Annotated in this window: 17 protein-coding genes; 3 read left to right on the top strand and 14 right to left on the bottom strand. The window is 45.5% G+C overall.

Annotation, left to right across the window (positions count from 1 at the left end):
- Positions 1–82: 82 nt before the first annotated feature.
- The 10 genes from dctA to EL84_RS18805 form a co-directional block, all read right to left on the bottom strand.
- Positions 83–1,438 (bottom strand): C4-dicarboxylate transporter DctA, encoded by a 1,356-nt coding sequence (gene dctA / locus EL84_RS18850; RefSeq protein WP_047842662.1) that lies wholly within the window; start codon positions 1,436–1,438, stop codon positions 83–85.
- Positions 1,439–1,676: 238 nt separating this feature from the next.
- Positions 1,677–2,369 carry a metal-dependent hydrolase gene (locus EL84_RS18845; protein ID WP_047842661.1) on the bottom strand — a complete coding sequence of 231 codons (693 nt, stop codon included), beginning with the start codon at positions 2,367–2,369 and terminating at the stop codon, positions 1,677–1,679.
- 98 nt (positions 2,370–2,467) lie between these two features.
- Positions 2,468–4,159, bottom strand: coding sequence for a glycoside hydrolase family 13 protein (locus tag EL84_RS18840; protein ID WP_152683105.1), 1,692 nt, complete (start codon positions 4,157–4,159; stop codon positions 2,468–2,470).
- A gap of 328 nt (positions 4,160–4,487) precedes the next feature.
- A complete protein-coding gene (locus EL84_RS18835) occupies positions 4,488–4,946 on the bottom strand; it encodes a VanZ family protein (protein ID WP_047842660.1) in 459 nt (152 codons plus the stop codon).
- A gap of 42 nt (positions 4,947–4,988) precedes the next feature.
- Positions 4,989–5,858 (bottom strand): effector binding domain-containing protein, encoded by an 870-nt coding sequence (locus EL84_RS18830; RefSeq protein ID WP_047842659.1) that lies wholly within the window; start codon positions 5,856–5,858, stop codon positions 4,989–4,991.
- Between the two features lie 264 nt (positions 5,859–6,122).
- Positions 6,123–8,555, bottom strand: a complete 2,433-nt coding sequence (locus EL84_RS18825; protein WP_047842658.1) for a glycogen/starch/alpha-glucan phosphorylase — start codon at positions 8,553–8,555, stop codon at positions 6,123–6,125.
- A gap of 450 nt (positions 8,556–9,005) precedes the next feature.
- The gene (glgD, locus tag EL84_RS18820) at positions 9,006–10,109 is read right to left on the bottom strand and encodes a glucose-1-phosphate adenylyltransferase subunit GlgD (protein ID WP_036608765.1); all 1,104 of its coding nucleotides are present in this window, start codon (positions 10,107–10,109) and stop codon (positions 9,006–9,008) included.
- A gap of 26 nt (positions 10,110–10,135) precedes the next feature.
- A complete protein-coding gene (locus tag EL84_RS18815) occupies positions 10,136–11,305 on the bottom strand; it encodes a glucose-1-phosphate adenylyltransferase (RefSeq protein ID WP_036608767.1) in 1,170 nt (389 codons plus the stop codon).
- 519 nt (positions 11,306–11,824) lie between these two features.
- On the bottom strand, positions 11,825–12,976 hold the full coding sequence (locus tag EL84_RS18810; RefSeq protein ID WP_036608771.1) for an iron-containing alcohol dehydrogenase: 1,152 nt from the start codon (positions 12,974–12,976) through the stop codon (positions 11,825–11,827).
- A gap of 246 nt (positions 12,977–13,222) precedes the next feature.
- Entirely contained in the window at positions 13,223–14,917 is a 1,695-nt protein-coding gene (locus tag EL84_RS18805; protein WP_047842657.1) for a M3 family oligoendopeptidase, read from the bottom strand.
- Positions 14,918–15,523: 606 nt separating this feature from the next.
- Here EL84_RS18805 and EL84_RS18800 point away from each other — a divergent pair.
- The gene (locus EL84_RS18800; RefSeq protein WP_047842656.1) at positions 15,524–16,279 is read left to right on the top strand and encodes a DUF3153 domain-containing protein; all 756 of its coding nucleotides are present in this window, start codon (positions 15,524–15,526) and stop codon (positions 16,277–16,279) included.
- Between the two features lie 117 nt (positions 16,280–16,396).
- Complete coding sequence (locus EL84_RS18795) at positions 16,397–16,609, top strand: hypothetical protein (protein WP_017688899.1); 213 nt, start codon at positions 16,397–16,399, stop codon at positions 16,607–16,609.
- Between the two features lie 50 nt (positions 16,610–16,659).
- Here the strand turns inward: EL84_RS18795 and EL84_RS18790 are convergent, their stop codons facing one another.
- A complete protein-coding gene (locus tag EL84_RS18790) occupies positions 16,660–19,407 on the bottom strand; it encodes a PAS domain S-box protein (protein ID WP_047842655.1) in 2,748 nt (915 codons plus the stop codon).
- Between the two features lie 210 nt (positions 19,408–19,617).
- Between EL84_RS18790 and EL84_RS18785 the strand changes: the two genes are divergently transcribed.
- Positions 19,618–20,442, top strand: a complete 825-nt coding sequence (locus EL84_RS18785; RefSeq protein WP_081745900.1) for a protein-glutamine gamma-glutamyltransferase — start codon at positions 19,618–19,620, stop codon at positions 20,440–20,442.
- A gap of 187 nt (positions 20,443–20,629) precedes the next feature.
- Here EL84_RS18785 and infC read toward each other — a convergent pair whose 3' ends face one another.
- The 3 genes from infC to EL84_RS18770 all read right to left on the bottom strand — a co-directional run bounded on the left by infC (position 20,630) and on the right by EL84_RS18770 (position 23,183).
- On the bottom strand, positions 20,630–21,121 hold the full coding sequence (infC, locus tag EL84_RS18780) for a translation initiation factor IF-3 (protein ID WP_047842654.1): 492 nt from the start codon (positions 21,119–21,121) through the stop codon (positions 20,630–20,632).
- Positions 21,122–21,241: 120 nt separating this feature from the next.
- The gene (locus EL84_RS18775) at positions 21,242–22,174 is read right to left on the bottom strand and encodes a manganese-dependent inorganic pyrophosphatase (protein ID WP_017688903.1); all 933 of its coding nucleotides are present in this window, start codon (positions 22,172–22,174) and stop codon (positions 21,242–21,244) included.
- 256 nt (positions 22,175–22,430) lie between these two features.
- Positions 22,431–23,183 carry a metallophosphoesterase family protein gene (locus tag EL84_RS18770; RefSeq protein ID WP_047842653.1) on the bottom strand — a complete coding sequence of 251 codons (753 nt, stop codon included), beginning with the start codon at positions 23,181–23,183 and terminating at the stop codon, positions 22,431–22,433.
- Positions 23,184–23,230 lie beyond the last annotated feature (47 nt).

Raw genomic sequence — 23,230 nt, 5'->3', positions numbered from 1 at the left:
ACCGTCTGTTCTTCCCACCATTGGTGCGGGCAACAGACGGTCTAATTGGGTTGAACTTGGTTGAATTTTTCAAAAACGCTTCTTACGACATCTCCGGTGAAACAACGGCTTTCCCTTGTTTTTCCTGCATATTCAACTTCAATAGAGATAGTGCAGCTTGCTCTTCTCTTTCCAGTTCAGCGGCACTGATCTCACCAGAGAGTACGGCACGCATTCGCTTTTGATCCAGCAGACCTTCCCATTTTGCCACCACAAATGCTGCAACACAGTTGCCCATCAGGTTGGTGAATACACGCATTGTATCCATGAATCGATCTGCACCAAGCAGCAGAGCAACCGCTGCTACCGGAAAAGCATTGACAGCCACTGCCGTTGCGGACAGGGCCAAGAATGCGGAGCCAGGTACTCCTGCCATGCCTTTGGAACTTAACATCAACACCAGTAAAATCGTAATTTGCTGCATCAATGTCAGTTCAATCCCTACGGCCTGAGCAACAAAAACCGTGGCCAAGGATAAATAGATCGAAGCGCCATCCAGATTAAACGAGTACCCTGTCGGCACTACAAGACCCACAACCGCACGATCACAACCCGCCTTGGTTAGTTTGTCCATCATGCGTGGCATCACCACTTCTGATGATCCGGTTCCAATCGCCAGCATCACTTCAGAACGGGTATATTTCACAAATTGCAGGAAATTTAACCCGGTAATCCACCAGGCAGCCAATGCCAACATGACCAAAAACAGCAGTGCTGCGCCGTAACAGGCCAGAATCAGCAGACCAAAGGACGACAATGTGGATGCCCCATAGGCACCTACCGTGTAGGCCATGGCTCCAAATGCACCAATTGGCGCGAGTTTCATGATATAACCGATGATACGGAACACAATGCCGAGCAAGTTCTCAATCAGCGTCAGTACATTCTCTTTTGCCTTACTCTCTGTTGCTGCCAGGGCAACCCCGAACAGACATGCCACGAGCAGTACTTGCAGAAGTGCATTTTGTGCAAAGGCATCTACAACACTTGTCGGAATAATATTCATGATAAAGTCTACCGTATGCGGTAACTCGGAACCATTAGTTTTTGCTTCAATACCGCTTGTATCTATGGTTGAAGGGTCCACGTTCATTCCGGCACCGGGGCGAAGCAGATTGGCTGTTCCCAATCCAAGTACCAGCGCCACTGTAGTTGCAATTTCGAACCACACGATGGCTTTCAGCCCGATGCGACCTACCGACTTCAGATCACCGATTTTGGCAATGCCTGTTACAATCACCATGAAAATCAGTGGTGCGATGATCATCTTGATCAATTTGATGAAACCTGTTCCGAGCGGTTGCAGCAGGCTACCCAGATCCGGCCACAGAGTGCCTACGCCAATCCCGATGATTACCGCTACAATAATTTGAAAAAATAATGATTTCATAAATGACATGAACGCTCCCCCTGTTTGCGGTCAATTCGGATTTCCTTTTGGTTTCCGTGTAACTTTTTATATCATTCTAAAAGGGAGTTCAACAATGGAATTTCAATGTTTTTGTCATTTGTACCAACTCTATTGGTGAAAATTGAACCTGAAACCGAAAAAAGACGAATAACACGTCAGTTATCTTGACGTGATATTCGTCTTTATCCATAAATCCATTTATTATTGAACAGGGGTTAAATGTGCATCACAGGGTAATGGATTCTCCGGGGGCCAGCACACGGCCTTCCAACCCTTTTGCAGCCAGTTGTTGCACGAAGTGTTCCGCATCCTGACGAATTACCGGGAACGTATCATAATGAACCGGAATCGTCAGTTTGGCATTAAACCATTCGGCCGCTTGCAGCGCATCCTCAGGTCCCATGGTGAAATATCCACCAATCGGCAAGAAGGCTACATCAATATCATGACGATCACCGATCATTTTCATATCCCCGAAGAGACTTGTGTCTCCGGCATGCAAAATCGTTTTACCACCAATATTAATGATATATCCAGCAGGCAAACCTGCATACATGATCCGTTGTTCTTCTTCGAGCACAATCCCGGAAGTATGGAACGCCTGAATCATTTTGGCTTGAGCAAAATCAAGATCTACCGTTCCGCCCATGTTCATGCCGAGTGTATCTAGACCCTTCCAAGACATATATGTAGCCAATTCCACAATAGCCACAACTTTGGCGTTATTTGCTTTGGCAATAGGCTCAGCATCGAGGATGTGATCCATATGTGCATGTGTCAGCAACACAACATCGGTCTTAATATCTTCAGGCTTTGTGACGGCAAGCTCGTTGCCACGCAGGAAGGGATCAATGATCAGAGACTTTTCTTCTGTGCTCAGCTGTACACTGGAGTGACCGTGGAACGTAATATTCAACAACTTGGATTCCTCCCGACATATGTTTTGATTATTTTGAAAACCACTAATTATTATAAATCATAGCTCTTCACCAACGCAAAATTACGCTAGCCTCCGTGTCAACGTTGCTTACGATACACCCTTGCTTCATACGGCTGAAGCTGAATGGCACCTTCATCGGTAGAATAACGTCTGCTCACATTGCTGATGATCAGCTTGGCATGCTCGGAAGTCCAACCTTCCGGCCAGTGCATCTCAGGTTCATGCCCACGGAAATTCAGAATGACCAGCATCTGCTCATCTTCCAGCGTTCGGGTATAGGCATAGATATCCGGATCATCCGGTAGCAGCAGTTCATACGCACCATAGATAAGTACTTTATGTTGTTTGCGAAGGGCAATTAACTTACGGTAATAATGCAAAATGGATTGCGGATCACTTTCGGCATCAGCCACATTAATCTCAGGATAATTATCATTCACCTGAATCCACGGCTGACCCTGGGTAAACCCTGCATGTTCCGTCTCATCCCATTGCATCGGCGTGCGGGCATTATCGCGACTCTTCAGCCAAATCGCCTGCATAACTTCATGCTTTGATTTACCTTGACCAATGTAATGATTGAAATAATTTTTGGTCTCGATGTCCCGGTATTGTTCGATATTCGGGAAAGCGACATTGGTCATGCCGATCTCTTCTCCTTGAAAGATGTAGGGGGTCCCTTCGAGTGTGAGCATCCATGTCGCCAGCATCTGAGCAGAACGCACCCGATATTTACCATCATCACCAAAACGGGAAACCGGACGTGGCTGATCATGGTTCCCCATATAATTGGCGTTCCAGCCTCTACCATGCAAAACCGTTTGCCACCGGCTCATGATTTCTTTGAGATCTGTCAATTTCCATTCCTTATAGTTCCATTTACCAATTCCGGAGGATTTAGCATCAATGAACATATGCTCAAACTGGAATACCATATTAAGCTCGTCACGATCCGTCCCGACATAAGCCAAGGCCTGCTCAGGTCCAAGTCCCGAAGTCTCACCAACTGTCATGGGTCCGTAGGGTTTCAGGATCATGTTATTCAGTTTCTTCAGGATGGAGTGTACCTGTTCCAGGTTAGAAAAGAGCTGATACGCCGGAACCACCGGCAGATTATCCGGATTGTGGGCACTTGGCAGACCCTCTGCCTTGGCGATATGCGCTACTGCATCGAAACGGAATCCGTCGACCCCTTTTTCCAGCCACCAATGTACCATCTCATACATCTCTTCTGCCATCTGTGCATTGTTCCAGTTGAGATCCGGTTGCTGTTCGGAATACAGATGCAGATAATATTCATTTGTCTCAGGATCATGCTTCCACACCGAACCCCCAAAATAGGACTCCCAATTATTCGGCACCTGCCCATTTTTGCCTGAACGCCAAATATAATAATCCCGCTTCGGATTCATCTTTGACGAACGCGATTCAGCAAACCAAGCATGTTCATCTGACGTATGATTCAGCACCAGGTCCATCATGATCTTGAGACCACGCTTGTGTGCCTCTGCCAATAATCGATCAAAATCCTCCATCGTGCCATACTTGCGTAAAATGCCGTAGTAATCCCGGATATCATATCCGTTATCATGTCCTGGTGAATCGTAAATGGGACAGAGCCAGATCACATCTACGCCCAAATTCTCCAAATAATCGAGCTTCTCATAGATCCCCTGCAAGTCGCCATATCCATCCCCGTCCGAATCTTTAAAGCTGCTCGGGTAAATCTGGTATACCACACTCTCTTTCCACCAAACGATATCGCCCACCTCGCTCTCATCATTGTTCAATATATAAATTGAACGAAAGAATATTTACACTGGACACTCCGATGACAGAACAACCTTCCGATCGCTGTTATCCCCAGATTTTATGAATTCCCCTTATAAGGGGAAAATCCGGTGATAAAGGCGAACGCTTTCGCTTCTTCAGGTTATTTCTGTCCTCTCCGTTTCGTGTAAATGTTTAGTTAAATTTATATATAATCTCTGCTCACTGTATTAAGCCGTTAATATGTTTTATCCGAAATGATTCCCTTGTAAACATTTGAAAGGTATCTTATGCAAAAAGACCCGGTCATGGACCGCGATCTGCGGTTCAATTCCGAGTCTTTTTTTGTGAACATAAGATTAACTTAAATCCGGCGTAACCTATCCCGGCACCGATTGTGTTCAGAATGATGTCATCCACATCAAACGAACCTACACGTGTAATCAATTGTGTGACCTCAACACCCAGCAGAAGCAAAACAACTGTAGATGTAAATGTCAGGAACGAACGACACCTCCGAAACAACCATGGAATCCAGATACCCAGCGGAATAAACAATACGATATTGCCAAACAGGTTTTTGACCCAGGTATCTGTATTGTACCTCTCCCTCTCCATAAGAAGTGGACGAATCGTCTCGAAGGGTACGAGATTATATTGATAATACATGCTAGGTGTTCGTCCACTGACAAACAGTAAAATACCCATAATCAGTATGTAAAGCAGTGCCATGCAAGCAACAATGGTCAGCGTCCACTTGGAGTGGAGCCACGACTTTTCGCTCATTCATCCCGGCCTCCGACCTTGAATTCCGCGAAGCGGTAAGGTCTATTTTAACGGGATATAGATCTTCATGTCCAGTTGTTCAGGGGTCGATTTCCAGACATCCGTCACTTCAAAGTCTGGTCCTTCCCTCCGTTCATAGTTAGACTGCGGCAGCCAGCTGCCATAGATCATTTTCCGAATATCCTGCCCAGAGCCTTCCACGGTGAACTCTGCATACAAGCCGCCCGGAATTTCAATCGAAGTAAAACCGGTTTCAAGTACCTGCGATGCTCCACTGCTTTCTTCACCCACAATAAAAGAAAATGCTCCATCCTCTTCAAAATGACAGGCCACACCATAAGCCATATCAGGTCGTGTCCTCTCCGGGATCGCCATGAATTTCTGTTCCATGCCAAAATCGTGATAAAATCCGGGTATTTCAGCATAATGCTGATTGTCATTCAGGTTGGTCTTATATTCATAGCCGACAATCCAGTTCGGTTCCCGTGTGACCAGACGGGGTGTGTTCATGTGGAAAGTTCCATCAAGCCGAGTTCGATAATCGTTAAAATCAATGCTCTGTTGCATCTTCAGAAGAGACAACTGATCCACTTCCAGCTTACGTAGCTTCGCCGGTGTCATTCCAAAGTAGGCTGAAAATGCACGGGTAAATGCCTCTTGAGATTGATAGCCAAAGCTCATCGCAATGTCCAGTATGCCTTCCGATGTGCCCCGCAGCATCCCTACAGCTTCCGTTAATCTGCGTCTGCGCACGTACTCCAGTACCGTGAATCCCGTGATCGCCTGAAATAAACGCTGAAAATGAAACGCCGAAAAGCTCGCAGCAGCGGACGTCTCTCTGATATTAAAATCATCTTGCAAATGCTGCTCCAAATACTCAATAGCAAGCTGAATTCGTGTGTAATGATCCATAGTGACGGCTCCCCTATCTAATTCAAAATATCAAACGATTTCTTATGTAGTATGACTGAGATCCAGATCTTTTTTTTGATTTTGTGTGCGAACTTGTATGACGAAAGATACGCGAGTTCCGATTCTCTTCAAGTTGAATGACACTATGATACACTGTATGCCAAAACCCCCTTGTTCTACAAGGAGATGCTCTCTACGCTGGTTGATTTACCAACAGAGATAGCTCTTGTGAACAAGGGGACTTGTTTGTTTAACAATCTATTCTTAACCTTTCCAGTTCCCGGACACGGGATGAATATCCCAGATATCTGTCGCATACTCACTAATGGTACGATCACTGGAGAATATGCCGGAATGTGCCGTGTTTAATATCGCTTTCCGAGTCCAGCCCGGAATATCCCGATACGCCTGGTCAATCGCTGCATGCGCGTCTGCATAAGCAGCAAAATCACGCAATACAAAGTATTCGTCACCATGGGCCAGTAAGGAGTCATAAATATCCCAGAACTCCCCGTCACGATAACAGAATGCACCTGGATGCACCAGTTGCTCCACGACCTCGCGAATGCGTTCATCGTGCTGCACGATCTCATTCGGACGATAGCTGCCGGAACGATAATACTCAAGTACTTCGTCTGCACGCAGACCATAGATGAACATATTTTCTTCCCCAACCTGCTCCGCCATCTCCACGTTGGCTCCATCCATCGTGCCAATCGTTAAAGCCCCGTTCATCATAAATTTCATGTTGCCCGTACCGGAAGCTTCCTTACCTGCGGTTGAGATCTGTTCACTAACATCCGCAGCGGGAATGATCTTCTCTGCAAGAGAGACGGAATAATTTTCGAGGAAAAATACCTTCAAGCGGTCATTCACGGCCGCATCCCGATTCACCGTGTCAGCCACGTTGTTGATCAGCTTAATAATTTTCTTGGCAAAATAATAACTCGGCGCTGCCTTGGCACCAAAGATGAACGTACGTGGTACCATATCAAACGAAGCATCATTCTTAAGCCGGTTATACAGATGCATAACATGCAGAATGTTCAACAGTTGACGTTTGTACCCGTGTAGTCTCTTCACCTGCACATCAAAGATGGAATCCGGATTCACTGCTGTCCCGGTATGGTCCAGAATATACGCAGCAAGCCGCTCTTTGTTATCCCGCTTAATTGAACGGAACTGCTCCTGGAATGATGTATTATCCGCAAAACCAGCCAACTGGTCCAGCTTGCCCGGCTCTGTTATCCATTCGTTACCGATTGTATCCGTGATGAGATCAGACAGTTTCGGATTGGCATGCATCAACCAGCGGCGGTGAGTGATACCATTCGTTTTGTTATTGAAACGCTCTGGATACAGTTCATAGAACGGAGCCATCTCGCGCTCTTTCAAAATCTCGGTGTGCAGAGCTGCAACACCATTCACGCTATGACTGCCTACAATCGCCAGATGTGCCATCCGTACCTGATCGTTTGCAACAATAGCCAAATGCCCTATGCGATCCTGATCTCCCGGATACCGGTCCAGCAGCATGCCACAGAAGCGTTTGTTGATCTCTTCAATGATCATGTAGATTCGTGGCAGCAGCCTGCTGATCATGGATACAGGCCACTTCTCAAGCGCCTCACTAAGCGTTGTATGATTGGTATACGATACAGTACGGGTTGTGATATCCCATGCTTCATCCCAGCCGTACCCCTTCACATCAATCAGGATGCGCATCAGTTCTGGTATAACCAAGGTTGGATGCGTGTCGTTAATGTGGAAGGCCACTTTATCAGGCAAACGATCATACGGTAGTTCCAGTTTGTTGAACGTACGCAAAGCGCTCTGTACACCTGCCGAGCACATGAAGTATTGCTGCTTCAATCGCAGCAGCTTTCCTTCATACTGGGAATCATCTGGATATAGAAACTCCGAGATCGATTCAACCGATCGGCTATAATCCAGATAACCGTAATAGTTCGAAGGGGTGTCGAGTGAAGTCTCGCGCTTTGGCTCGGCACTCCAGAGACGCAATGTATTCACATGGGTTTGACCATAACCGATGACAGGCACGTCATAGGGAATGGCGACAACCGATTCGGCATCTTTTGTAACAAACTGATATTCTCCATCCTGCTCATGAGCTTCTACCCGGCCCCAGAACTGTACTTCCACCTTTTTGTCTGGACGGCGGACTTCCCATTCATTGCCCTTATCCAGCCAATTGTCGGGTAACTCTACCTGATTACCATTGATGATTTTTTGCTCAAACAACCCGTATTTATATCGAATCCCGCAACCATGTCCTGCATATCGTAGTGATGCGAGTGAATCCAGGAAACAGGCAGCGAGTCGTCCCAGACCTCCGTTACCGAGTCCTGCATCCGCCTCCTGTTCTTCTATCTCCTCCAAGGAGAAGCCCAGCTCAGCTAAACTGTCACGCACCAATTCCAATTCATTCACATTCAACAGATTGTTGCCGAGCAGACGTCCAATCAGGAATTCCAGCGAGAAGTAATAGACCTGTTTATCCTGGCGCTGCTTGAACCCCTGATTCGACGCTGCCCAATCCTGGCCTGCATATTCACGAATCATGCTTCCCAGTACATGGTACACGTCTTCCTGTGTTGCTTCTTCAATCGGTTTGCCCAATTTGCTGACCAGATTCCGTGTAAATATACTCTTGAACGTTTCCTTGTTGTCAAACAAAAGTAGGTTCCTCCCGGGGAAATCCTGCAGGATGGTGGCGGTTCATATAAATTGAACTAGAGAATATTTACACTGCACACTTCGATGACAGAATAACCTTCCGATCGCTGTTATCCCCAGATTTTTTTGATTCCTTTTTAAAATGGGAAAATCCGGGGATAAAGGCGAGCGCTACGCTTCTTCAGGTCATTTCTGTCCTCTCCGTTTTGTGTAAATGTTTAAGTTGAATTTATATAATCAAGGGTAAAATTTGAAGACAGCATATGCTTTCGAAGCAGCTTTCTTGCAGAAAGCTTTTAGGAGACCGCTACGCTTCTTCAGAATCGATTTCGTCCCCTTCACTTACTGCCTACGCTCTTACCAAACAACGTTCGTCCATGAACCTTAAATCCATCCTACAGGATTTTTATTTTATATATATTTATAGAAGATATCGGTTACGTGTGGGCATTAGATAATAGTACTTTTCGCTAAAATGTATGGATTTGACGGGTCACCGATCAGCGTCTGTCCTCCAGTCAGCTTCACGTCTTTATCGAGAATGACGTTCTCAAGTACCGTCCCCTCACCAATGTAACATTTCTGCATGATGATGGAACCTTTTATTTTGGCACCCTTGGCCACCTGTACACCACGGAACAGAATGCTGTCCTCCACCTCTCCACCTACGATGCAGCCATTCGCGAGAAGTGAATGTTTAACATCGGCGGTATCCAGATATTTGGCAGGCGCTTCGTATTTAATTTTGGTCTGGATCGGATCTTCCTTGAAAAGTTGTTCATATTGCCCTGTGTTCAGCAGATCCATACTGTTGCGATAATAACTGTCAATGGAATTGATGACTGCGTGATAGCCATCATATGCATACGCAGCGATATTCAATCCATCCGGATTTTTTTGAATCACATCCCGGAAGAAATGGCTCTCGCCATGATCGATGCAGCGTTGCACCTGGCGCAAGAACAATTCTTTTTCCATGATGAAAATTTCTGTATATATATTCGGGTGATTAGCGCTTTGGTGAATGTCCACCACGTTACCGTCCCCGTCATGTTCAACTTTGACACAGGCGTCATGTTCAGGCAGCAGCTGATCTACTTTTTTGCAGACCAGTGTAACGTCCGCTCCTTTACTGATGTGATACCTGTAGACATCCTGGAGATCTGCTTTGGTCACATGGCGACTGCCCGCATGCACAACATATTGTCCTGCCCCTCTGTGGAAAAAGTCCAAATTGTTATGGAAATGCTGCAAGTCCCCTTGTGATGTATCTGTTGGATCGTTCCAGTCTGGTGGCAAAATAAACATGCCACCATGCTTGCGATCCAAATCCCAAGGTTTACCGTCACCAAGATGGTCCATCAACGAGCGGTATTTTCGCCGTACAAATACACCAATACTCTCAATGCCTGCATTCATCATATTGGATAGAACAAAATCGATCAGACGGTAACGCCCGGCATAAGGCACCGCGGCTCCGCAGCGAAAATACGTCAATTCCTTCAATTCTTCAAGTTCATGGTCAAGGTTAATAACTCCGATCAATTGTTTCATCGCATGCACCGTCCTTTTGACTTCAATTAGGCCTTGCTGGTTATTCCTTGGCGAAGCTGACGTTCCAGTTCTTCCTGATCCACGAGCAATATATCACTCTCATCTTCCGGTGCAGGCGAAATCTGTGTTCCATCCGGAATAACCAATCCTTCTGCGATAATAGCTCGGTAAATGCGCACATTTTGCCCGATTTTCACTCTTGGCATGATCACCGAATCAATGACCGCACTGTTCTCACCAACTTCAATTCCATAGAACAGAACAGAATGATTGACCTCACCATGCACTACAGTACCTTCACTAATAATACAATTCCGCACCTTGCCCGAAGGTGAGATGTATTGTGCAGGTTGGTTCGGATTACGTGTGAAAATACGCCAGTCCGGATCATTCAGATTAAACGGTGTGTCTTCATCCAAAAGGTCCATATTGGATTCCCACAGACTGCGAATGGTACCAACGTCTTTCCAATAACCTTCAAATGGATACGCATATAAGGATTTTTCATTTTCAAGCAATAAAGGAATAATATCTTTACCAAAATCATAGGAGGTGGATGCCTGTTGTTCATCCTGGATCAGGAAACGTTTCAGTACATCCCACTTGAAGAGATAGATACCCATGGAAGCCAGTGTGCTCTTGGGCTCAGGAGGTTTTTCTTCAAATTCATAGATGCTATAGTCATCGTTGGTGTTCAGCACTCCGAACCGGCTGGCTTCTTCCAATGAGACATCAATGACCGATATGGTGCAATCCGCATCTTTTTCTTTGTGATACTGGAGCATTTTTTCGTAGTCCATCTTATAGATATGATCCCCTGACAGAATGAGCACATGCTCAGGATCGAATTGTTCAATAAAGTTCAGGTTCCGGAAGATCGCATCCGCTGTACCCCGGTACCAGTTGCTACCGTCTTCACGTTCATGTGGAGGAAGTACATATACCCCGCCGTTTTTTCGATCCAGATCCCAGTCACTGCCAATGCCAATATAGGAATGTAAGACAAGTGGTTCATATTGGGTCAATACACCCACTGTATCAATACCAGAATTAGAGCAGTTACTCAGCGGGAAATCAATGATTCGGTACGTGCCCCCAAAATATACAGCTGGCTTAGCCAGTGATTTGGTCAATCCTTTTAACCTCTTACCTTGCCCTCCGGCAAGTAGCATCGCTACAACTTCTTTTTTCGCCATCATTACAGCCTCCTCCACGTGCATTCGTTCTGATTCATTTCAGAGCCCATAATCGATATTCTGTTGTGTGGACACTGTTGTCTTGATTAGGAGCTTGCTGTACAGATGTGTAACCGGTGAATCTTTGTTGCAGTTGAACTTCTTGGATTGTAAAGCCTGAAATAGAGATGATGCTGGTGTAGAATTGCTTGACTGTCTTACAGAGGTGAATGTTAGATGCAGAACTTAAGGTGTAGCTCGTGAACAATGAAATAGACTACTCCTATTTAACATTAAACACGAAACGGACTGGGGAATCTTACTGGAAAACATCGACATCAAGTTGCGGGTAAGATTACCCTTTCTCGTGCCGCTGTTATTCATATTATATTCGATAATAGAGAAGCAAAATCCTTTAGTTTTTGTGCAATCATTAAGTGGAAAAATAAGTAAAAAGCATGAGTTCACATGACAAAAAAGCCGACTTTCGATCCCGGCTCATTTTGTCTGTTATTTTGGTGTATCCGTTCCTGAAACAGTCTATATAATTTTGCGAAACAGCTCCATCACCTCATCCTTGGACGGTTGATAGGGATTACCTGGTGCACAGGCATCTTTCATCGCGTTATCGGCAAGCAGTTCCACATCGGGATCTTTTACACCCAGTTCAGACAGTTTCTCAGGAATGCCGACTTCCTTCGATAGCTGACGTATGGCCTCAATGACGTAATCGGAACACTCCTCATCACTTCTACCCTTCACATCCATACCAATGGCCTTAGCAATATGACGGAATTTGCCGGGTACATGCTTGGCGTTCAACTCTTCCACATAGGGGAGTAACATTGCGTTACAGACACCATGCGGCAGATCATATACGCCACCCAGTTGATGCGCCATCGCATGGACATAACCCAGGCCCGCATTATTAAAAGCAATCCCGCCAAGGAAACACGCATACGTCATATGTTCCCGCGCTTCCAGATCACTGCCGTCTCTCACGGCTCTTGGCAAGTATTCAAAGATCAGTTCAACAGCTGCTGCAGCTGTCGCACTTGTCACTGTAAATCCACCTGGTGTAACCATCGCTTCTACGGCATGTGTCAACGCATCCATTCCTGTGGCCGCTGTGAGACTTGCAGGTTTGCTGAGCATCAGCTCAGGATCATTAACCGACAGGGAGACCAGACTGTTGCGGTCCACCATCACCATCTTTACTTTACGTTCCTCATCTGTAATCACGTAGTTAATTGTCACCTCGCTCGATGTGCCAGCCGTTGTGTTAACAGCCACAAGTGGCACAGACTTATGTTTTGATTGATGAAATCCTTCATATTCACGGATATGCCCACCGTTCGTAGCTACAATGCCAATGCCTTTGGCAGCATCCTGCGGTGAACCTCCGCCTATCGATATAATTGCGTCACAGCCATGATCCTGGAATACTTGTAGTCCATCATGTACATTCTGACATGTTGGATTAGGCTGAACCTCATCATATACTACATAGTCTAACCCTGATTTTCTTAGTATAGACAGTACCTGTTCAGCAACGCCTGAAGTAATCAATTGGCGATCGCTTACAACCAGCGCCTTGCGGATACCCATCTGTTCAATCATCTGACCTGCTTCCTGTAAACAGCCTCTACCCATCAAGTTCACGGGCGGAACATAATATGCATGTGTTGCCATTTGAACCAGCCTCCTGTAACCCCTGATTTACTATCTTCATTGTAACTGAATCCGTTTTCAGATATAGTGAAATAAATCACAATGAATCCGATAAATGTTACACTTGAGATTGATTTTTCCCCGTAATGAAAAAGACGACCCAGACACCCGAAGGTCTCCAAGTCGTCTTACTTATCCATCTTAAAGCTTTATCCACTACTTATACCTTACCGAAGGTACTTACACTAAAAGCATCCTTACGAAGGCTTACAGCGCCTTATCGTTCACGCCGTCAAGCCATGCCTCAATCTCACCAATTACGGAGGATACACAGCCATCCTCGAATGGAGAGTTCAATCCAGCCAGTTCAACCAATCCGGTGAAGGACAGGCTTCCTCCCGCTTTGCACAATGTCAGATAATCGGCCCATGCGGACTTCATGTCCTCATTGCTGCGTTTCCAGAACTGAAATGCACAGATTTGTGCCAACGTATAGTCAATGTAATAGAATGGCGATGAGAAAATGTGACCTTGCTTATGCCAGAAACCACCCTGCTCCAAATACGCATTATCTTTGTAATTGATGTGTGGCAGATAGGTCTTCTCAATGTTGCGCCAAGCCTGCTTACGCTCCGTTGGTGTTGCATCCGGGTTCGCATACACAAAATGCTGGAATTCATCCACAGCTACACCATACGGAATGAACAACAGACCGGAAGACAGGTGATCAAACTTGTACTTGTCCGTATCTTCCTTGAAAAACAACTGCATCCACGGCCATGTGAAGAACTCCATACTCATGGAATGAATCTCAGCCGATTCATATGTCGGCCAGTTGTATTCAGGCACTGCAAAATCACGGCTTTCATACACCTGGAAAGCATGACCTGCTTCATGTGTCAATACATCAATATCACCGGATGTACCGTTGAAGTTGGAGAAGATAAACGGCACTTTGTAATCGTTCAGGAACGTACAATATCCGCCGCCCTGTTTACCTTTTTTGCTTACCAGATCCATAAGCTCGTTTTCGGTCATCATCTGGAAAAATGCATCCGTCTCTGGTGATAATTCAGCGTACATTTTTTTACCATGTTCAATAATCCAGTCCGCGTCACCCTTAGGTGTCGGGTTACCCGTCTTGAAGCTGAAACCCTGATCGTAATAATACAGCGTATCCACATCAATCCGATTACGCTGACGCTCTCTGAGCTTGGTCGCCACAGGCACGATATAATCACGGACTTGTGCACGGAAGTTGGCAACCATCTCGGCGTTGTAATCCGTACGGTTCATACGATCATAACCGAGTTCTACATAGCTTGGATAACCTAATTTCTTCGCGATCTGTGTACGCACTTTAACCAGTTCATCGTAAATGCGATCGAATTCAGCTTCATGTTCAGCCATGAACGTGTATCTGGCTTCCGAAGCACGCTCCCGCATGGAGCGATCCGTGGACAGTTCAAATGGATGAAGCTGTGGCAACGTGCGCTCTTCACCTTCGAACGGAATTTTGGCCGATGCGATCAACTGATTGTATTCTGTGGAAAGTTTGTTCTCCTTCTGGAGCTCTTCAATAATTTCCGGGCTGAATGTTTTCAGTGAAAGATCCGCCAACTGGAACAGCTGTGAACCCCATTTTTGTTCCAACTCGTTGCGGAATTTGGAGTTAACCAATGCACGGTAAAAATCCGTAATGTATTCCTGCACAATTGGTGCATTCTCATCCAGAAATTCGTTCTCCGCCTTATAAAACTCATCATTGGTATCAATGGAATGACGGATGTAGACCAATTGGGCTTGTGTCTCAAAATCACTGCGCAGCGCGTTAATCTGATCCATGAACCCACTCTGTTCTTCAACCGTTGCCGCAGCTTCAAAACCGCTCAACAGCTCACGGAAAGATGTCTTGATGTGTTCCAGATTCGGACGTGTATACGTATACTCACTAAATTTCATTTATGTACACCCTTTCCTGTTTGGCAGAATTTCGGGAGTATCCCGAGTTAAACTACCCCCTATTATACAAAAGAGCAGCTAAAAAATCCCATAATTACGAAAAATATTTGTCCATCGGTCAAATTGTGCAACATGAATGGTTACAAATATTACTTACTTATGTAAGGTTAGTGCCTCAAAATTTTTCCCCACACAAATAAGCCCGCCTCGCGTTAGCGAAGCCAGCTTATAGGTTGTCTCTCTTCTTTTCACATTTAAACAATACTAGCTTTGGTCTTTATCCATAATCTGATAGAACCAGCCCATTCCGACCATGCCCACGACCATAATAACAGCCATAATAATGATATATGTCATGAATGTAACCTCCCTGCTTCCGTATATTCATCACACTACTACTAGTGTACACGGTGAAGCGCCGTTTGAATTGACCGAACATTGACAAAAATACGAAATCTTTAATTTTAATAAATGGATTATTTCCCCGATCACACTAAATCATACGTACCTGGCTGCACGGTGCAAAGTTTCATCCGCCATGCTTACGGTGTATACTATACTTCTATGAAATGGAATTTGGATTTTTACGCAGAAAGGTTGAAAGACATGTCAACTCGCATTCCCTTCCGTCAGCTATTTCTTACTGTTTTATTAGCCCTTATGTTATCTGTTTTGACCGCCTGTGCTGATGGAGAAGCCCATCTAACGGTAAATATGGATGGATCAACGGATCTGGATCTCAATCTCAACGTAAAGAACTCCGCTCTTGGAAAAATTGGACAAGACAATCTCATGCCTCTGATCGCAGATGCATTGAATCGAAATAACTTCCAGGCAGAGGTTTCGGAACAGGGAGATCAGAAGCAGCTCACAGCGACCACCCATTATGAAAAAAGCAATAAAACCAGCTTTGATACGTCCAAGTTACCACAAGGGATCAAAGTTGAACAAACAACTTCCCCCGGCTTCTTCACTTCCAAGATGCACATTACAGCAGAAGCCGATCTCATGGAGTCCATGCCCGATGGTGAGATCAAAAATCAAATTAACAAGGTGCCTAGCTTTCTTAAAAACCTCTTGTTAAAAGACGTTAACTTTGACTTTAAGTTGTCTTTGCCCATCAAAGCAGCCGATTCGAATGCGGATCAAGTGGAGGATGGCGGAAAAACGCTCATTTGGCACGTTTCACCCCTCCAGATGAATAAACTGGATCTGACTGTACAGGTTCCCAATATCCGGAATATCATCATAATTGCAGTCATTGGTCTATTATTAATTGCTGCTCTGCTCATTTGGTTTTTTGTTCGTCGCAGGCGGGCCAGACAGCGCCACAGTGCAAGATCACATCGCGGAAAAAATTAATTCTTCACACCAATTTTATTTGTGACTTGCCAAACGGTGTTATGGATAGTAGAATACATCCGTACTGTGTGAACGGTTAATTTTTTATTAAGCAAAGCTAAAGAGGTGACAGGTTTCATGAATATCCGCGAATGCCCACTACCTGGTATTGGAGTTAAGTACCAGTTTGATACAAAGGGCGGCCATCAGTTAGTCATTATTGTGCATGAGGACGGACGCCGTGAATTATTCTCCGTTGATCCACAAGACAACGAAGAACTCACTCTGATTGCAGATTTGGAAGATGACGAATGTGTGACTCTCTCCGGTTTAATCGGAGGCTGGTCGTAAATGACAGAATAACCTGTACCTTGAATTTCAAGGCGCAGGTTATTTTTCTGTTACGTTACCCTTTGAGAGCGAATATAAGGAACCCATGTATTCAGTACGCGGCTAATCTCTGTGGAATGAAACGGTTTGCTGATAAAGTCCTGCATCCCGCATTTCAGACACTCCTCACGGTCACCGGCGCCTGCAAAAGCTGTAATCGCTGCAATAACCGGTATTTCTGGGTGGGTCTGTCTGATGTGGCAGGTCGCTTCAATCCCATCCATAACGGGCATTTGAATATCCATAAACACCAGGTCATATTGAATCTTGTTCAATGAATCGACGGCCTGTGCACCATTCTCAACGATATCACATACTCCGCCAAACTTTCGCAGCATCTCCTCCAACAGATGACTGTTGACCGCTTGATCCTCAGCAATCAAAATTTTGATGTCATGGGCAAGATTCGCTCGATCCAATTGCAGTTCATCATTCGTGGTGATTTCGATTGGGTCATTACTCTCCTCTAACCACCGCTCCACTACGAGGGTGAACTGGAATTCTGCCCCCTCACCGATCTCACTCTGTACACCAATCGCTCCGCCCATTAATTCTACCAGTTTTTTGCTGATCGCAAGGCCTAGACCTGTCCCGCCAAACTTACGATTGATGGCCGGATCAAGCTGTGAGAAGGATTGGAACAACTGATGCTGCTTTTCTATTGGAATGCCAATCCCCGTATCTCTCACCTTAAAGGTCAACATCAGTTTATCCTGACCATGCTCATCTGAGAAATCAGCACCTACGCTCACCATAATACGGCCCTGCTCTGTGAATTTAACGGCATTACCCACCAGATTAATCAAAATCTGCCGGATTCGTGTCTCATCCCCTCGAATGCGTTCAGGAATATGGTCCGACACTTCACAATAGAGTTCAATATTTTTCTCTGATGCCTTCAGTGCAAACAGCTCGATCACCCCACCCAGCATCGCCTTAATATCTACAGGTGCGCGCTCAAGATCCATTTTGCCTGCTTCGATTTTGCTGAAATCCAAAATTTCGTTCAGAATGTACAAAAGGGATTCGCCGCTATCAATCATGATTTCCGCAAAACCTTTCTGTTCATCATCCAGCTCGGTTTCCATTAACAGATGGGCCATGCCCATGATGCCGTTTAATGGCGTACGAAGCTCATGACTCATGATGGCGAGAAACTCGGACTTTGCCCGGTCTGCATGCTCTGCTGCTTCCTTGGCACGTATGATGTCCTTAACAGATGTCATATCACGGAAAACCAACACTGCTCCGCGCGTTCTACCCTGATCCATAATCGGCTTCAATTGGAACTCTGCCAGGAAACTGGACCCATCCTGTCTCCAGAATACGGATTCGGTACGTGGCAGACCTCGTCCCTCACGAACAGCCTGTAGAATTGGTGTATCCTTGGATGGGTAGGGGATGCCTTCGCTCTGCATTTGGATCATCATCTGTTCTAATGGTTTGCCATTCAATTCACTTGGACAGAAGTTCATGATCTCCGCAGCGGCCGGATTGGCAAAGTTCAGATTCCCTTCCAGGTCCAGTCCAATAACACCCTCAGACATGCCATTCAAAATCAATGCCCGTTCATAACTAAGATTCTCGATTTCCTCGACGTAACGTTTGGACTCTGTAATGTCACTCGTAATCCCGTAGACCCCAACAACTTTGTTCTCCAGTATAATAGGAACATTAATCACATTTGTTTCAATCCGCTGCCCATTTTTGTGAATTAAACCTATCTCGTAGCTCTGTGCATTGCCCTTCACCGTTTCCTCAAAATGATATCGAGTCTTCTCCAGATCCACAGGATCAATGAGGTGATCAAAAGGCCGACTCAGCAGCTCCTCTTTGGTGTGTCCTGTCAACTGTTCCTGACCCATATTGGCTTTCAGCAGATTGCCTTCCAGATCAAGAGAAGCCACACCTAGGGGATTACAGTCAAATAACGATCTGTACTCCTGCATGCTTAACTGTTGTTGCTGGCTGGCTGTGATATCCCGGGTTACGGCGACCATCTCCATTAATTCACCTGAATCGTCATATACATAGTGCGTAATCGTATCTGCCCATACCGTAGATCCATCCTTATGTAACAGGCGATAATTGAGCCGTTTGGGAGCCAGACCCTTTCTCTGCTCTTCTACGTACGCTTCAACCAAAGGCACATCCTCCGGATAGATAACAAATGTTCCCGGCTTACCTATAACTTCTTCCAACTCATAGCCCAACATGCTTTTACATGCATTCGATACATATTTAAATGTACGACTTGAATCGGCATCATGTATTGCAATCAGGTCTAGTGAAGACTCCGCCAGCAGGCGAGAGATGCGACTGCTCTCTTCCAATTGCTTACGTTGCACAATGAGGATTTCCTCTGCATCTTTTTGTTTCGTAATGTCAGCAGCCTGTACCAACAGATACAATGGCTCACCATTCGTTTCATCCCTAACAATGCAAGCTCTAATGGTTGCCCACAATAACGAACCGTCCTTTCGTTTCAGACGAACCTCCGTCTCGTACATCGGACTTGTTTCATGAGTCATTTCCCAGAACTTGCTGCGGAATTCCTCCATATGCAGATCTTCTTCGTAGATCATATGTATGACCGAAGTATCGATCAGTTCATCTTCACTGTATGCAAGCATCTCGCAAAATGCAGGATTAAGCTGCAACCACCGTCCATTTACATGCGATGCGACAGCAATGCCGATTGGTGCGTGCGTATACAATTGTTCGAACAGAGATCGGCTCTCTGTAATGGATTTCGACATTACATGTCCTCCTTTATGAGAATCTGAATGTATTCCGTATGAATAGATCGACCTGAACATAACTTCATCTATAGAGTACTACCCCAAATGCCATGATTTATAAACGAGGTCAGACAAAATCCCTGCATGAATCGACATATACTACACAATACCCGTGCTCTCCCGATTATACAATGTTGAATATTCGAATAGGAACGGAGGTTATGGATCATGATCATTGTTGCTAATCAACCCGTCCAGCTGAACCGCTCGGAATGGTCTGATTTTGAATGGTATTGGTTACAGCAACTCCAGAATCGTCCAACGAGGTATGTGTACCAATCCATGGATCATCTTCGATTTGAATGGGACTTGAGGGGCTCTCTCGTGGAAGCCGCGGAAGGGCTGGATCGAAGCGGTGTGAGTTTTGCATCCTTTGAAAAATCCAGATGTAATCCTGCCTACTGGAATCGTAATGCGGAAGGTGGGTTTGAGCTAAGATCAAACGTGACCCCTGCCGACGGCATCCGGGATATCTGGAGGAATGGACACTTATATGCTTTTGAATGTGCAACAGCTACCGTTATTGTGCTGTATGGTGGAGTGCTGGGAAGCATTCGCGAAGACGCCTTTAATTCCCTGTTTCGAAATCTGTTACTCTTTGACTGGCATTATGACAGTGACCTGCGATTAACCGAAAAAAACGGTAGCGAAACCGCCCTGCCAGGAGATGTGCTGTATTTCAAAAATCCGGATGTTTCTCCGGAAACCCCCGAGTGGCAGGGAGAGAATACGTTCATGCTGCGCGAGAACTTGTATTATGGTCATGGCATTGGTATTGCAAGTGGCGAAGAGATTATACGTACCCTGAATCAGTTCCGCGTTCCAGGTAGCCGAGTCTCCGCCTACTTAATGGATATGGTGATCTATCCGGACTTCTTTTATTTATCCCGATTCGCCAAAAACAGCCAGAATAATATGGCCGCTGGTTCTACGCCTGTTTTACCCGGACAGTTATATGTACGACTTGGTGGCAGCCGTTATTTACGCAGTTGAACTACTGAAACGGAAACGGCTTTTGCATTCAATTGCGAACAATACCTCAATCCAAGTGATGACAAACAAGCCCAATACAGCAGCAGTTAGCCTGCCACCTCATTGGGCTTTCTTTACATCCAAAAGATCATTACTGCATCAACATTCGCCTTACCTTTGTACTACACCGAGGATCGCACCTGGCAGTTTACGCATTCGGGTCCAGTTGCACAACAACCTGTTTACCACTTACCTGAACACCTGTCGTTTTGCTACCGAATTCAGCCAGCGATTTGCTCAGCTGCTCAGCCCACTCCTTGCCTGCAACTCCTTCTTTGGCTCCATGCACCTGGATGACGAGTTTTACCGAATCACCCTTCTTCAGAATGCGCTCCGCCTGAGACTGCTTCGTCTCCCGGTCATGATCTTCCATCGCAAGGTTCAAGCGAATTTCCTTTACTTTACGTTTATCGGGGGATTTGCTCGCTTTTTTCTTCGCCTGCTGCGCTTCCGCTTTGGCTGCTCCTGCGCCAATCAGCTTGCATGGCGGTGGACTCGTCATCAAGGACAAGCACACCAGATCCACTTTATGCTGCTTTGCAAGTAAAAGTGCTTCCTGCGTGGACATCACACCCAGATCTTCACCATTCAGGCCGGTCAGCTGCACTTCGGCTGCTTTGATCTTTTCATTTTTGATCATGATTCTTCCTCCTCTACATCAAAAGCCTGTCCTGACCATTTACGGATCAGAGCAGGCTAGGATGGTATTGCTACTTATTTGTAATACATATCAGCGTATGAATATGCCAATCGGTTTGATTTACAGCGTGTTGAACGCTTCCGTCAGAACCGGTACAATTTGTGATTTGCGTGATACTACGCCTTTCAAGATAGCTCTGCTATCAGACAGCGTCACATTGTAAGCCTTCTCCACGGCTTTAGTGGATGTACCATATGCCAAAGCTACGGAATCGTTGTTCAGAATGTCTGTTACGACAAATACAAACAGGTCGAGACCTTTACTCGAAATGATCGCATCAATAGCTGCTTCAAGCTCAGGTTGCTTCACGAGAACATCATTCACGTCAACGGCATTAACCTGTGCAATTTCCACTTTGGATTGACCCATTACGAATTCTTTTGCATCCAGGGAAATTAGTTCAGCAATTGTTTTTTGGCTCAGATCCGCGCCAGCTTTCAGCATGTCCAGACCATAGCTGTCTGCATCTACACCAGCAATGGCAGCCAGTTCACGCGCAGCGGCTACGTCCTGCTCTGTGCAAGTCGGGGATTTGAACAACAGGGAATCGGAGATAATCGCAGACAGCATCAGGCCAGCAATCGGTGCACTCACTTCGATACCATTTTCTTTGTACATTTTATTCAAAATGGTTGCTGTACAACCTACAGGCTCTGCACGGAAATACAGAGGTCCGCTTGTCTCAAAGTTAGCAATACGGTGATGGTCGATAACTTCAACAACCGTCACTTCCTCAATATCGCTTACACTTTGCTGACGCTCGTTGTGGTCAACCAAAATAACTTTGTTTACTTCATTTGCAGCTGTTTTAATCAGACGTGGTGCTGCAATTTTGAATTGATCCAGTGCAAACTGGGTTTCACCATTGACTTCGCCGAGACGAACTGCTTCAACGTCCTGACCCAATTTTGTTTTGAGATCCGCATAGGCGATTGCCGAACAGATCGTATCCGTGTCGGGATTTTTGTGACCGAAGATTAACGCTTTTTCCATATTCATAGCCCTCCGTCAATTCTGATTTAGAATAATACATGTCATATTTCAATCATACCCTACTGATTATAGCGCTAATAAGGCTTAATTCCAATCCCTTTACAGCGAATTAATTGCAAATCATTCTCAGGCAAGTCATTTTGGAAAATAGCCAAGCTTGGTTCATTACCCTCAAGTCGATATGGTATGTATCCTATTTATTCCATCGTACAACCTTATAAATTAGCATATGAAACTCTGATACGCAACGAAAACATTAAATCTCAGGCTCTTCCGCGCTCTGCCCTTGACGTACAAAAAAGGTCTGTAGACTGCCGTCCTCGCTAATCTCCAGCAGGTTCAGTTGTGCTCCGTATGCACAACCACCATCAATGCCAATTTTGTCTCCGCTCGGGTCAAACCAAATGCCTGACTCATCATGCAAATGCTTCACGGGGGTGTGTCCAAATACGACCGTCTCTCTAATCGTCGTTGGTTTGGAATAGAATGATTCACGAATCCAAATGAAGTCCCGCTCGGACTGGCTTCTCCAATCCTCGATATCCGGGTTGATCCCGGCATGCACAAAAATATAACCCGGAATTTCGTACACCAGCGGAAGCTGTTCTAGAAAAAGAAGATGGTGTTCATAGTGTGTACGTATCCACTTTTTGGCTTCAGCATAAGCTTCCCAATCTATCTGTTGCTCATCATAAGTAAGCTCCAGATCCAGATAACTTGCCATCGTCTGTAATCCACCATTACGGATCCAGTGTTGATCATATTGCTCAACATCCTGGGTTAACGCCTTGACCATCATGGCATCGTGATTGCCTTTGATCACCATAATATCGTGCTGTTGCTGAAGCTGCATAATCTGTTCGATGACCTGTTTACTGCTTGGACCGCGATCCACATAATCACCGAGTAAAATCAATTCATCCTGCTGCGGATTATAATCTGCAAGCTTAAGCAGTGCATTAAATTCATCGTAACAGCCATGAATATCACTAATGACACATCTGCGCATGTGAATCTCTCCTCTCCCTGATCACGCAAGAGTATAACCGGAACCTT

Origin of the sequence: Paenibacillus sp. VT-400 (genome assembly GCF_001029205.1) — a bacterium.
Taxonomy (GTDB): domain Bacteria; phylum Bacillota; class Bacilli; order Paenibacillales; family Paenibacillaceae; genus Paenibacillus; species Paenibacillus amylolyticus.
The sequence above is the reverse complement of the archived record's forward strand: the minus strand, read 5'-3'. Positions and strand labels throughout refer to the sequence as shown.